Genomic DNA, 11,542 nt, shown 5'->3' with positions numbered 1-11,542 from the left:
CACGAGCGCCGCGCGGTGCGGCGCCCGCACGGCGCTCGTGACCCACGATGCGGCGACCGTCGGCGCGATGTCCTGCAACCCGGCGATCGGCGGCCTCGGCAAGGGCCATCTCGTGCGCGAGGTGGATGCCCTCGACGGCCTGATGGGCCGAGTGGCGGATGCGGCCGGCATCCAGTTCAGGCTGCTGAATCGGAGAAAGGGGCCGGCGGTGCGTGGCCCCCGCACCCAGGCCGACCGGAAGCTCTACGGGTCGGCGATGCAGGCGGCGGTCGCCGAAACCGAAAACTTGACGGTGCTCGCGGGCGCTTGCGAGGATCTGACGGCTCGCGACGGCCGCGTCGCCGGCATCGTTCTCGGTGACGGGCGGCGGCTCCGCTGCGGCGCGGTGGTGCTCACCACCGGCACGTTCCTGCGCGGGCTGATCCATATCGGCCCGGTCCAGATTCCGGCTGGCCGCGTCGGCGAGGCGCCGGCAATTGGGCTGGCGCAGACCCTGGACCGTCTCGGCTTCCGGCTCGGCCGCCTGAAGACCGGTACGCCGCCGCGGCTGGATGGCCGCACGATCGACTGGTCGGCCATGGAGATGCAGGAGGCCGACGCCGAGCCTGTGCCGTTCTCTGCGCTGACCGATCGGATCACCAACCCGCAGATTCGCTGCGGCATCACCCGCACGACGCAAGCCGTCCATGACCTGATCCGCGACAACCTGCACCTATCGCCAATGTATTCCGGGGGGATCAGCAGCCGCGGCCCGCGCTACTGCCCCTCGATCGAGGACAAGGTGGTACGCTTTGGCGATCGCGAGGGCCATCAGATCTTCCTGGAGCCGGAGGGGCTCGACGACCCGACGATCTACCCGAACGGCATTTCGACCGCGCTGCCGGAGGCCGTGCAGCATCGGCTCATCGCGCTGATCCCGGGCTTGGAGGCGGCGCGGATCCTGCGGCCGGGCTACGCCATCGAGTACGATTATGTCGACCCGCGCGAGCTCGATGCCGGGCTTCAAGCCAAGCGCCTGCCGGGCCTGCTGCTCGCCGGACAGATCAACGGCACCACCGGCTACGAGGAGGCGGCGGGGCAGGGGCTGGTTGCCGGGATCAATGCCGCGCGGATTGCCGGGGGCGCAGCGGTCACGACTTTCGACCGGGCGGAATCCTATCTCGGCGTGATGATCGACGACCTCGTCACCCATGGGGTAAGCGAGCCCTACCGCATGTTCACCTCGCGCTCGGAGTATCGCCTCTCCCTGCGGGTAGACAACGCCGACGAGCGGCTGACCCCGCGTGGGCAGGCGCTTGGCTGCGTCGGGACCCGGCGGGCGGCGCACTTCTCCGCCTCGCAGGCCGAACTCTCGGCCGTGCGGGCTCGGCTCGACGCATTGAGCCTGACGCCGACCCAGGCGCAATGTTACGGCGTCGCGCTCAACCAGGACGGCATCCGCCGCAACGCGTTCCAGCTCCTGTCCTACCCTGATCTCGACTGGCCCCGGCTCGCGGCGGTCTGGCCCGAGCTGAACGCCGTCTCCCCGCGCATCGCCGAACGGCTCCAAACGGACGCCACCTACGCCGTCTACCTCGACCGCCAGAACGCCGACATCGCCGCCTTCCGGCGCGACGAGGCGGTGCGTCTGCCCGTGCGCCTCGATTACGGACGGATCGCCGGGCTCTCCAACGAGATGCGGATCAAGCTCGAGACCGTGCGGCCTGGCACGTTGGGCCAGGCGGCGCGGATCGAAGGTGTCACCCCGGCGGCACTGACGTTGCTGGCGGCGCACGCGCGGCGGGGCGATACGACCGGTGTGGGCGCCTGATGGCAGGCTCGAACGATCGCGACAGCGTCCTCGCCACGGCGGATGTTTCACGTGAAACAGCGCAAAAGCTCGATCTTTACGTGGCGCAGCTGGTGCGCTGGCAGACGATCAAGAACCTCGTCGGGCCGGCGACGCTGGCCGAGGTCTGGACGCGGCACATCGCCGACGCGCTGCAGCTGCTCGATTTGATGCCGGAGGCGCGCACGTGGCTCGATCTCGGGTCCGGCGCCGGCATTCCAGGGTTGATCCTGGCGATCGCCGGGCCGCCAGGCATCCGTGTGGATTTGGTCGAGAGCAACGCGCGCAAATGCGCCTTCCTCACCGAGGCGGCGCGGGTCACCGGTGCGTCGGTGCGGGTACACAATGCCCGGATCGAGGCTGTGATCAGCGATCATCGCGGGGTCGACGTGGTCTGCGCCCGGGCACTCGCCCCCCTTGACCAACTTCTCGCCTGGACCGAGCCGCTGTTGAAAACGGGCACCACCGGGCTGTTTCCGAAGGGTCGCGAGGCTGCTGCGGAATTGACCGATGCCGCGGCGCGGTGGACAGTCGGTCACGAGCTTGTCCCGAGCCGAACCGAGTCGGCCGCCCGGATCGTCCGCGTCACCGCCCTCGCGTCCAAAAGCTCGTAGATCCGATATCCGTCGCGCATACGCGACGCGCACCGATCCGTCACTCCGAGAGCCCAGGTCAGCCAGGCCCCCATGACAAGCGACGCGATTCCCAATCCTGCGGCCGAGGCTCCGGCGCGGCCACTCAGGGTGCTGGCGTTGGCCAACCAGAAGGGCGGCGTCGGCAAGACCACGACGGCGATCAATCTCGGCACGGCGCTCGCCGCCATCGGCGAACAGGTGCTGGTGATCGACCTCGACCCGCAGGGGAACGCCTCGACGGGCTTGGGCATCGACCGCCGGGCGCGCCGCGTCTCCACCTACGAGGTGATGGCGGGCGAGGCTTCGCTGGCGCAGGCGGTGGTGCCGACCGCCGTGCCGCGGCTGTCGGTGGCGCCCTCGACCATGGACCTGCTCGGGCTGGAGCTGGAGCTGGCTTCGCTGCCCGACCGGGCGCACCGCCTGCGCAACGTGCTGAAGGGCCTTCGCGATTCGAACACCACGCGCGACGTCAGCTACGTGCTGATCGATTGCCCGCCCTCGCTGAACCTGCTGACCATCAACGCGCTCGCTGCCGCCGACGCCGTGCTGGTGCCGCTGCAATGCGAGTTCTTTGCGCTGGAGGGCCTGAGTCAGCTGCTGCGTACCGTCGAGCAGGTGCGCGGCGCGCTGAACCCGAAGCTGACGATCCAGGGCATCGTGTTGACGATGTTCGATCCGCGCAACAACCTGTCGACGCAGGTGGTGGCGGATGTCCGCGGCTTCATGGGCGAGAAGGTCTACGAGACCATGATCCCCCGCAACGTCCGCGTGTCGGAGGCGCCCTCGCACGGCAAGCCCGTGCTGCTGTACGATCTGAAATGCGCGGGTTCGCAGGCCTACCTGCGGCTCGCCTCTGAGGTGATTCAGCGGGAGGGCCGGGTGCCGGCTGCGGCGTGAGGGAAAGCGCCTGTCCCATCAGGCGACCTTATCCTGAGGCGCCTGCGTGAGCGGGCTTCGAAGGAGAACTCCAGGCGGCGGGCGATCCCTGGAAGTCTCCTTCGCGGGCTCCGCTGCACTCCGCCACCTCAGGATGAGGGGCGTGGGTGGGGTTTTGCGAAGACGAGTACGAAGCGTGCGTAACGGAGTGAATGGGTGAGCGGAATGGCGGACGAGGTGGCACGGCCCCGGCTGGGGCGTGGGCTCGCAGCCCTGATCGGCGATTTCGGCGATGCGGGCAACGATGCGGGCAAGGTGCAGCCCCAGCGCAAGGTCGCTGTCGAGTTCCTACGACCGAACCCCCGCAACCCGCGCCGCAGCTTCAGCGAGGCCGACCTCGACGAGCTCGCCGCCTCGATCCGCATGCGCGGCATCATCCAACCGATCGTGGTGCGGGCACTCGGCGAGGTGCCGGGCACGTTCGAGATCGTGGCCGGCGAGCGCCGCTGGCGCGCCGCCCAGCGCGCCGGGCATGACGAGGTGCCGGTGGTCGTGGTCGAGATCGACGACCGCGCCTCCCTCGAATTCGCTATCCTGGAGAACATCCAGCGCGCCGACCTCAACGCCATCGAGGAGGCCTCGGGCTACGAGCGCCTGATGAGCGAGTTCTCCTACACCCAGCGCGAACTGGCCGAGATCCTGGGCAAGAGCCGTAGCCATCTCGCCAACACCCTGCGCCTGCTCAACCTGCCGGCGAAGGTGCAGGAGCGTCTGGTCGCGGCCGAGATCACCGCCGGCCATGCCCGCGCGCTCCTCGGCGTGCGCGCGCCCGAGCTGGTGGCCAAGCGCATCGTCGAGGAAGGGCTGACGGTGCGCGACGTCGAGGCGATCGCGGCCTCCGAGCAGCAGGCCGACGACGTGCCGCGTCCTGGCCGACCGCGAGGCCTGACCGAGAAGACCGCCGAGGTGCGTTCGCTGGAGAGCCGCCTCGCCCTGGCGCTGGGCCTTGGCGTGACCCTCAAGGCGAAGTCGCCTGAGGCCGGCGAGATCCGCATCCGCTACGGCACCGCTCAGGAGTTCGAGGATCTGTGCCGCCGCTTCCAGGTGCCGGACGCCGGCTGACCGCCGAGGCCGGGCGGCTGGATTATCGCGGCGTCCGAATCTTTTGTCTGTGCGTCCGCCCGGACGGCTTCAGCGCGCGCTTGCCTTGAAGCACGCCTGCGTCTCTCCTTAGAAGCCAGCCGCGCCCTCGCGCGGCGGCCGCTCGATTTCGCGCGCCGATCACCGATCTTAAGACTCGCGCCGGGTTCATCCGTCAGGCACTCGACCCGTCCGCACCTATCGGCCGTCTTCGATCGCCACCGCGGACGGCGCAGACCCTTGGCTTCTACGGACATCCCATGCCCCGCCTCCGCACCGCCCTCCTCGCCGCCGGCCTGTTCGCGCTTCCCGGCGCCGGGCTCGCGCAGACGAACCCCCTGCGCGAGGTGCTGAAGCTGAACTGCACCGGCGACTACCTCGAGCATTGCAGCGAGCATCCGCCCGGCGGCCCGGCGGTCGAGGCCTGCTTCCGCGCCAACCTGAAGAAGCTCTCCCCCGACTGCGCGTCGGCGATCACGCGCTACAAGCGCGAGACGAAGGTCAGGCACTGACTTCCCGAGACTCGCTGAGCGGTGAGATCGGAGATGACCGGTGGCCGAGACGATCGAAGACGTGAAGTGCCTGGTGGTGCCGGCCCTCGTGGTGGCCGGAGGCCTCGGACTGGACCGGCTGCCACGCTCACGTGCGCCGTGATGGGCCGCCGGGTCGCGGTAGCCGAATCGACTGCGGGGTGCCCCGAGTTGGTCGCCACGGCGATGTGCATCCCCTCACCCGCACAGGGGAGAGGGAAGAGCGGCGCGCTTGACCGGCCTCGTGCGCACGCCGTCGGCCGATGGCTGTGGGGTCGCATTCTCATCACGCGAGCCGACGTCCACCGCGCTTGAAGATGTTCTAGCGCCGCCGCGCCGCCTGCGTCGCGATCCGCAGCAGAGCGGAGGAGGCGTGGGCGTGGGCCAGCCCCGGATCGGAGCGGCGGCAGGCCAGGATCGCCTCCTGGATGATCTGCACCGCCTGGCGAAGGGCGTTCGGGCTCCAGCGGGCGAGCTGGGTCTCGATGCTGCCCTTGCGCTTGAAGTGCAGGCCGCGCCAACTCGCGACCACCAGGCTCGGCGCCTTGTCGCCCCCCTCGATTCGGACGGCGAGCAGCTGCAGGGCGTGGCGCAGGCCGGAGCCGAGCATCGCCGACGGATCGAGGCCCTCGTGCCGGAAGCGGCGGATGTCGCGCTCCACCACGTCGCCCTGGCCCGCGAAGGCGGCGTCGATCAGGGTGTTGAGCTGGCTGCCGGCGACGTCGCTCACCACCGCCTCGACGTCGTCGAGGCCGACGCTTCCTTTTTCGGCTGCATAGAGCGCGAGCTTCTCGATCTCGGCGAGGCTCGCCCGGCGGTCGCCGCCCAAGCTCTCGGCCAGCAGCGTGCGGGCGTCGCGGTCGATGCGCAGGCCGCGTCCCTCCAGGGTGCGGTCGATCAGGTCGGCGATCGCGCGGGCGTCGTCGGCGTAGCACGGGATCGCCAGCGCCTTGGCCGACTTCTCGCACAGGGTGCGCAAGGGGGCGGCCTTGGCCAGGTCGCCGGCCTCGATCACGATGCGCGTGCCATGGATCTCGCCCTTGAGCAGCGCCTCGACCGCGGGCGCGATCGGGCGGCTCGTCGGCCGCACCCAGATCGCGCGCTTGTCGCCGAACAGCCCGACGGTGCCGGCCTCGTCGACCAGCCGGCCGGGATCGCCGGCGAGTGCGTCGCCGTCGATCCGCACCAGCGCGAACGGGTCGCCCGGATCGGTGACGAAGCCCTCGGCGAGCTGCTTGGCGCGCTCGGCGACGAGCCCGGTATCGGGGCCGAACAGCAGGATCACGGGCGTGCGCGGGTCCGGCCCGCGCCGCAGCAGCCCCTCGATCTCACCGGCCTTGACCGCGGTCACGCGAGGTCTCCGGTGCGCCGAGGCGTCCGGGCGGAGCGCTCCGACTGAAGCGACTTCACGGCTTGGCCGAGAGCACCGAGGCGAGGCGGGTCTTGATCTGGTCGGCGAGGACCGAGGCGAGGCGGATCTCGGCGTCGCGGGCGGCGCGCAGGGAGGCGAAGCGCTGCACCGAGCGGTCGTAGGTGGCCGTCGAGGTCGCCACGCCCTCGGTGATGATCTTGGTGCCGTCGAGGTTTTCCAGGCTGTACTTGACCACGCCGACGATGGTGCCGGCCTCGGCGCGGCCCGTGGTGGTCGAGACGATCGGCGTCTGCACCGACTCGCTGCCCTGGAGCTTGAGCCGGTAGCGCTTCGGCCCGGGCTGGCCGGAGCCGTCGAGCGCGAAGATCAGCTCGCTTCGCAGGTAGTGCCCGATGCGCTCCTGGTCGCGCGCCATCGCGATGTCGTCGACCTGGATGCCGGCGAGCAGCGCTGGCAGCGATTCGCCCGACGCCGTCGGCCCGTAGAGCGGGCGGAAGCAGGCCGAGAGGTTCAGCGCCAAGCCCGCGACGCAGGCGAGCCGGGCCGCCCGCATCGCGGCGCGTGCCGCCGCGGTCCCGATCGTTGTGTCCGCCATCCGCCTCATCAGCCCGCCACCGTCCGCCACCGTCTCGAGTTCTTTAGCGCGAGCGAACGGCCCGGCGCCACGACCCTACGACGGTTCCCTTACGATTCGTCTGCGGCGGGAGTTGGATGGGCCTTCGGCCCGGGATGTCGACGGCCGGAGCCGCCGACGGGTTTCGGGCGGGCATTCGTCAGGGGCGGTAGCGGGCGCCGGCTCGGATTGTTGGAAGCCAGACGCCAGCACGCCGCGGGCGCGCTCCAGCGCCTCCCAGGCCGACAGGTCGTGGATCGCTGGGATCGTCACCTCTTCCTTGCGGTCGAACCCGACCAGGGCGGCGTCGACCAGGGCGTCGACGTCCATGACGCCGGGAATCCGGTTCACGTCGGCGCCGGCATGCTCCCACAGCTCCGTCCGGGTGGCGGCCGGCACCACGGCCTGGACGTAGACGCCCCGCGGGCCGACCTCGGCGGCCAGGCCGCGCGAGAAGGTCAGCAGGTAGGACTTGGTCGCGGAATAGATGCCGGGAACAGGTCCGGGATGAAGGCCAGGGCCGAGGCGATGTTGACGATGGCGCCCGCGCCGCGCGCGGCCATGCCGGTGGCGGCGACCGAAGCCAGCATCGTCGGAGCCGTGACGTTGAGCCTGAGCAGGCGGTCCATCGCCGCGAGGTCGGCCCCGACGACGCCTCCGGGCAGGGTCGAGCCCGCGTTGTTCACCAGGATGTCGATCGCGGCGCCAGTCCGAAGGCGTTCGGCGACCGCCTCGAGGGCCGAGGCGTCGGTGAGGTCGGCCGTGAGCGCCGCGATGTCGGCGTCGTCGGCGATCTCCCACAGCGCCACGCCGTAGCTACCCGCCGGGTCGATCACCGGGCCGTGGGCGACGATCAGGCGCTGCTCGCGCAAGTCCGCCTGCCATTCGCCGTGCTGCTGGAACAGCGCCTTCTCATGCTCGGTGATGGTGGGCAGGAAGTCGTCGCGGGGCGGCACCCACTTCGTCAGGTAGGCCTTCATTGCGTCTCTCCTCGTCGGGTGTTTCGAGATCGATCAGGCCATCTTCCGCAGGACGTTGACGAACCTGCGCGAGAAGCCGGTGAAGGGCGGGTAGACCATCGAGGCGCCGGAGAAGCGCGACTGCACGAAGACCGGCTTCTCCTTGGAGAAGGTCTTGAAGCCATACTCGCCGTGGTAGTGGCCCATGCCGGAGGCGCCGACGCGGCCGAAGGGCAGCTTCTCCTGGAGGTAGTGGACCATCGCGTCGTTGATGCAGACACCGCCGGAGATCGTCTGGGCGAGCACCGTCTTCTGCTTGGCGCGGTCGTTGCCGAACCAGTAGAGCGCCAGCGGCCGGTCGCGCGCGTGGATGAAGGCCAGCGCCGCCTCCAGGGTGTCGGCGGTGACGATGGGGGCAGGATCGGCCCGAAGATCTCCTCCTGCGTCACCGCGATCGCGGGCGTCGCGTCGAGGATCAGCGTCGGGGCGATGGTGCGTCGGTCGTCGCCCGCCGACCCGACGGTGACCACCGTCGCGCCCTTGATGCGGGCGTCCTCGATCGGGCCGCGCAGGCGGTCGGCGTGGCGGTCGCTGACGATGGTGTTGTCGTCGGCGTTGCCCGCGACCGTGGGGTATTGCATGGCGATCGCCGCCTTCATGGTCTCGACGAAACCGGCCTGGATGGCGCACGGCATCAGCGCGTAGTCGGGCGCGATGCAAGTCTGGCCGGCGTTGAGGAACTTCGAGAAGGTCAGGCGCTCGGCGGTCTTCGTCAGGTCGGCCGACGGATCGATGATCGTCGGCGACTTGCCGCCCAGCTCCAGCGTCACCGGCGTCAGGTTGCGCGCGGCCGCCTCGGCGACCTTGCGGCCGACCGGCGTCGAGCCGGTGAACAGCAGGTGGTCGAAGGGGAGCGCCGAGAAGGCGCTGGCGACCTCGGCGCCGCCCGTCACGACCGCGACCTCGTCGGCGTCGAAGTACTCGGCGACCTTGGCCTTGAGCAGAGCGCTCAGGCGGGGCGTCAGCTCGGACGGCTTGATCAGGGCGCGGTTGCCGGCGGCGAGCGCCGCGACGAGGGGGCGAGGGCGAGCTGGAGCGGGTAGTTCCAGGGCGCGATGATGCCGACGACGCTGAGCGGCTGGGGGATCACCTTCGCGGTGCCGGGACGCCACGCCATCTCGACGCCGATGCTGCGGGGCTTCGACCAGCGCGCGAGGCGTTTGCGCGCGTGCCGCACCGCGGCGATCACCGGGGTGATCTCGGCCATGACCGTGACGAGGTCCGGACCGGTGCCGAAGTCCGCCGAGATCGCGGCGGCGAACGCGGCGCCGTGCTGGTTCAGCATCGCCTCAATGCGGTTCAGCCGGTCGACGCGGATCGAGCGCGGCGGGTTCATGTCGAGGAGGAACGCCGCCTTCTGCGCGGCGATCGGACGTCCGGCCTCCGCTGCGGCACCGGGAGGGTTTGAGTTCTACGCCGGGTCGGTCTTTGGTGTCGTCATATTGATGGCGCCAACATATGGGGTAAGTTGGCGGCGTCAACATGAGTGGCGGACTATTTCGGGACCGATGCGGATGGCGGAACGGCGGGGACTGGGAAAAGGCTCGGCCTATCACCACGGCGACCTAAAGACGGCGCTGCGCGTCGAGGCCGAGCGCATCCTGGTCGAGCGCGGCATCGCCGAGGTCGGGTTGCGCGAGGTGGCGCGGGCGCTGGGCGTCTCGCACAATGCGCCCTACCGGCATTTCCCGAACCGGGAGGCGCTGCTGGCCGAGATCGCGGCGGGCGGATTCCAGCGGCTCGGCGCGCTCTACGAGGAGGCCATCGCTCCGGAGGATCCGACCGCGCGCGTGACCGCGATCGGTCACATGTACCTGCGCTTCGCCCTGGCGGAGCCGGCGGTGTTCCGGCTGATGATGGGCAAGGACCTCGCCAAGCCCCAGTACGTCGAGCTGAAGGCGGCGGCCGACGGGGTGTTCGCGATGGTGCGGGCCGGGGTGCTGACGGCCGGCGTGCCCGAGCCCGCCGTCGCCGAGACGCTGGCGCTGTGGTCGATGGTGCACGGGATCGCCACCCTGCTGCTCGACGACCGGATCGAGGGGCATGGCGGCCCGATCGATCCGTTCGAGGTCGTGACGACCTTCACCGCGACTTTCATGGTCGGCGTCCGCGCGAACGCGAGCCGCTCGTGACCGGTCGCCGGCGGGTTGGGCGGGCGGAGGGCGCGGGTCACGCTTCGCTCGGACGTGGCAGGGTCAGGGCCGCACCGAGACGCGAGGCGTGAACAGGTGATGGCCGCGACCCGCCTCCTCTCCGCCGACGAATTCGCCACCTGCTTTTCCGCTCCGATGCGGAACATGACGGCGACCGCGGAGGCGGTCGTCGATGTCTGGCCCTACGTCGACGCGATCGCGCTGCCGCTGGGACGCGCCACGGAGATCCTCGACGTGACCAGCGTCTACCGCGACGCGGCCGGCCGGTTCGATCAGGTGCTGATCGGGACGGATGTCGGAGACCTGTTCCTGGCCGTCGTCGTGAACCGGGCGGACCGCACCATCCACGGCCATCACCTTCTCGATCTCGCCGAGCGGTACGGCGTGCGTCGAACCTGACGCCGGCCGATCGCCGAGATGCGTTCGGCACGCGATACGATGCCGACGGCGCTCGGCGAGCGCCGTCACGGCCGTGCGATCGTCGCCATCGCTCGTCGTAGCCAGCCTCGACGCGAAGCTTGTAGGGTTGGCGCCATGACCAGGCCCCTCCTCCTTCGCCCCCTACGCAGGACGGCGAGCGACGCCGAAGCGTTCGCCCGCGCCGTTCACGACACGCAGACGGACAAGGCGGGCGATCCCTACGTCACCCACCTCGTGCGCGTCGTCGGCCGAGCCAGCGCGAAGCTCGCCGGCCTCCCCGGCATCCTCTCGGGCGAGACCGTGTGCGAGCTGCTTCAGATCGCCTGGCTCCACGACGTGATCGAGGACACGCCCTACGACGGCGACCACCTCTTGGCCGAGGGCTTCTCCGAGCGGGTCGTGCACGGCGTCACCACGCTGTCGAACCTTGCGGAGACGCCGTATCCCGACTTCATCGCGGGCATCGTCGCGCATGCCTCGCTGCCCGCCATCCTCGTGAAGCTCTCCGACAACGAGGACAACGCCGACCCGGACCGCTTGGCCAAGCTGGACGCGGCGACCCGGGCCCGGCTCCTGGCGAAGTACGAGCCGTCGACGGCGTCGCTGCGCGCGGCCGCCCGCGCGAAGGGCTGGCAGGATCGCGGACGAGCCTGAGGCCCCGGCGTCCCGGTCACGCCATCCGCGCCAGGACGTCTTCCTTCCACAACACGCGGTGCAGCACCGACATGACGACGTGGCCGAGGACGACCGCCATGAGGACGAAGCCGAGCCAATAGTGGAACAGGTCGCCCGGGATCATCATCCAGGCGATCTTCTCGTCGCGAACCGGCATCAGCGGGATGCCGTAGGGGGAGAACCCCTTGCCGGACCCGTACTGACGCAGCAGCGAGATTCCTGGCACGATCACCATCAGCGCGTAGATCAGCGCATGGCCCGCCACCGCCGCCCGCCCGGCC

The 11,542-nt window shown here is 70.3% G+C and carries 15 protein-coding genes and 1 pseudogene; 9 read left to right on the top strand and 7 right to left on the bottom strand.

Going from position 1 to position 11,542, the window contains the following annotated elements; all coding sequences use genetic code 11:
* From mnmG to FV222_RS08095, 5 genes are all read left to right on the top strand, one after another.
* Positions 1 to 1,810 (top strand): tRNA uridine-5-carboxymethylaminomethyl(34) synthesis enzyme MnmG (gene mnmG / locus FV222_RS08115; RefSeq protein ID WP_147813772.1); only part of this gene is annotated, 1,810 nt, incomplete at its 5' end.
* On the top strand, positions 1,810 to 2,442 hold the full coding sequence (gene rsmG, locus FV222_RS08110; protein ID WP_147762157.1) for a 16S rRNA (guanine(527)-N(7))-methyltransferase RsmG: 633 nt from the start codon (positions 1,810 to 1,812) through the stop codon (positions 2,440 to 2,442). The genes mnmG and rsmG, both read left to right, overlap by 1 nt.
* Before the next feature lie 72 nt (positions 2,443 to 2,514).
* Positions 2,515 to 3,360 carry a ParA family protein gene (locus tag FV222_RS08105; protein WP_147762156.1) on the top strand — a complete coding sequence of 282 codons (846 nt, stop codon included), beginning with the start codon at positions 2,515 to 2,517 and terminating at the stop codon, positions 3,358 to 3,360.
* Positions 3,361 to 3,564: 204 nt separating this feature from the next.
* Complete coding sequence (locus FV222_RS08100) at positions 3,565 to 4,461, top strand: ParB/RepB/Spo0J family partition protein (protein ID WP_147752578.1); 897 nt, start codon at positions 3,565 to 3,567, stop codon at positions 4,459 to 4,461.
* A gap of 278 nt (positions 4,462 to 4,739) precedes the next feature.
* The gene (locus tag FV222_RS08095; RefSeq protein WP_147752572.1) at positions 4,740 to 4,991 is read left to right on the top strand and encodes a hypothetical protein; all 252 of its coding nucleotides are present in this window, start codon (positions 4,740 to 4,742) and stop codon (positions 4,989 to 4,991) included.
* Between the two features lie 340 nt (positions 4,992 to 5,331).
* Here FV222_RS08095 and holA read toward each other — a convergent pair whose 3' ends face one another.
* From holA to FV222_RS31850, 5 genes are all read right to left on the bottom strand, one after another.
* Positions 5,332 to 6,360, bottom strand: a complete 1,029-nt coding sequence (gene holA / locus FV222_RS08090; protein WP_147762155.1) for a DNA polymerase III subunit delta — start codon at positions 6,358 to 6,360, stop codon at positions 5,332 to 5,334.
* Between the two features lie 55 nt (positions 6,361 to 6,415).
* Complete coding sequence (gene lptE, locus FV222_RS08085; RefSeq protein WP_147762154.1) at positions 6,416 to 6,976, bottom strand: LPS assembly lipoprotein LptE; 561 nt, start codon at positions 6,974 to 6,976, stop codon at positions 6,416 to 6,418.
* Positions 6,977 to 7,051: 75 nt separating this feature from the next.
* On the bottom strand, positions 7,052 to 7,393 hold the full coding sequence (locus tag FV222_RS31050; protein WP_246685375.1) for a hypothetical protein: 342 nt from the start codon (positions 7,391 to 7,393) through the stop codon (positions 7,052 to 7,054).
* Positions 7,394 to 7,452: 59 nt separating this feature from the next.
* The gene (locus tag FV222_RS31045; protein WP_246685374.1) at positions 7,453 to 7,974 is read right to left on the bottom strand and encodes an SDR family NAD(P)-dependent oxidoreductase; all 522 of its coding nucleotides are present in this window, start codon (positions 7,972 to 7,974) and stop codon (positions 7,453 to 7,455) included.
* 33 nt (positions 7,975 to 8,007) lie between these two features.
* Positions 8,008 to 8,325 carry an aldehyde dehydrogenase family protein gene (locus FV222_RS31850; RefSeq protein ID WP_281406024.1) on the bottom strand — a complete coding sequence of 106 codons (318 nt, stop codon included), beginning with the start codon at positions 8,323 to 8,325 and terminating at the stop codon, positions 8,008 to 8,010.
* On the opposite strand from FV222_RS31850, the gene FV222_RS31845 reads away from it, so the two are divergent.
* Positions 8,206 to 8,658: a hypothetical protein gene (locus FV222_RS31845; protein ID WP_281406875.1), complete on the top strand. Its 453-nt coding sequence runs from the start codon at positions 8,206 to 8,208 to the stop codon at positions 8,656 to 8,658. The genes FV222_RS31850 and FV222_RS31845 overlap by 120 nt on opposite strands.
* Before the next feature lie 334 nt (positions 8,659 to 8,992).
* Here FV222_RS31845 and FV222_RS31840 read toward each other — a convergent pair.
* Positions 8,993 to 9,388, bottom strand: a pseudogene (locus FV222_RS31840) (aldehyde dehydrogenase family protein); the annotation flags it as partial.
* Between the two features lie 139 nt (positions 9,389 to 9,527).
* On the opposite strand from FV222_RS31840, the gene FV222_RS08070 reads away from it, so the two are divergent.
* The 3 genes from FV222_RS08070 (at position 9,528) to FV222_RS08060 (ending at position 11,240) form a co-directional block, all read left to right on the top strand.
* Positions 9,528 to 10,145, top strand: coding sequence for a TetR/AcrR family transcriptional regulator (locus FV222_RS08070; protein WP_187277261.1), 618 nt, complete (start codon positions 9,528 to 9,530; stop codon positions 10,143 to 10,145).
* Between the two features lie 99 nt (positions 10,146 to 10,244).
* Positions 10,245 to 10,565 (top strand): hypothetical protein, encoded by a 321-nt coding sequence (locus FV222_RS08065; protein WP_147762152.1) that lies wholly within the window; start codon positions 10,245 to 10,247, stop codon positions 10,563 to 10,565.
* 135 nt (positions 10,566 to 10,700) lie between these two features.
* Positions 10,701 to 11,240 (top strand): metal-dependent phosphohydrolase, encoded by a 540-nt coding sequence (locus FV222_RS08060; RefSeq protein WP_147762151.1) that lies wholly within the window; start codon positions 10,701 to 10,703, stop codon positions 11,238 to 11,240.
* Positions 11,241 to 11,256: 16 nt separating this feature from the next.
* Here the strand turns inward: FV222_RS08060 and FV222_RS08055 are convergent.
* Positions 11,257 to 11,542 (bottom strand): cytochrome b/b6 domain-containing protein (locus tag FV222_RS08055; protein WP_187277260.1); only part of this gene is annotated, 286 nt, incomplete at its 5' end.

The organism is Methylobacterium sp. WL103, assembly GCF_008039885.1.
Lineage (GTDB): Bacteria > Pseudomonadota > Alphaproteobacteria > Rhizobiales > Beijerinckiaceae > Methylobacterium > Methylobacterium cerastii.
The sequence above is the reverse complement of the archived record's forward strand: the minus strand, read 5'-3'. Positions and strand labels throughout refer to the sequence as shown.

Excerpts from the sequence above, each read along its gene's own strand:
- rsmG (WP_147762157.1), top strand. The coding sequence starts at position 1,810 with ATGGCAGGCTCGAACGATCGCGACAGCGTCCTCGCCACGGCGGATGTT.
- FV222_RS08105 (WP_147762156.1), top strand. The coding sequence starts at position 2,515 with ATGACAAGCGACGCGATTCCCAATCCTGCGGCCGAGGCTCCGGCGCGG.
- FV222_RS08100 (WP_147752578.1), top strand. The coding sequence starts at position 3,565 with ATGGCGGACGAGGTGGCACGGCCCCGGCTGGGGCGTGGGCTCGCAGCC.
- FV222_RS08095 (WP_147752572.1), top strand. The coding sequence starts at position 4,740 with ATGCCCCGCCTCCGCACCGCCCTCCTCGCCGCCGGCCTGTTCGCGCTT.
- lptE (WP_147762154.1), bottom strand. The coding sequence starts at position 6,976 with ATGGCGGACACAACGATCGGGACCGCGGCGGCACGCGCCGCGATGCGG.
- FV222_RS31045 (WP_246685374.1), bottom strand. The coding sequence starts at position 7,974 with ATGAAGGCCTACCTGACGAAGTGGGTGCCGCCCCGCGACGACTTCCTG.
- FV222_RS08070 (WP_187277261.1), top strand. The coding sequence starts at position 9,528 with ATGGCGGAACGGCGGGGACTGGGAAAAGGCTCGGCCTATCACCACGGC.
- FV222_RS08065 (WP_147762152.1), top strand. The coding sequence starts at position 10,245 with ATGGCCGCGACCCGCCTCCTCTCCGCCGACGAATTCGCCACCTGCTTT.
- FV222_RS08060 (WP_147762151.1), top strand. The coding sequence starts at position 10,701 with ATGACCAGGCCCCTCCTCCTTCGCCCCCTACGCAGGACGGCGAGCGAC.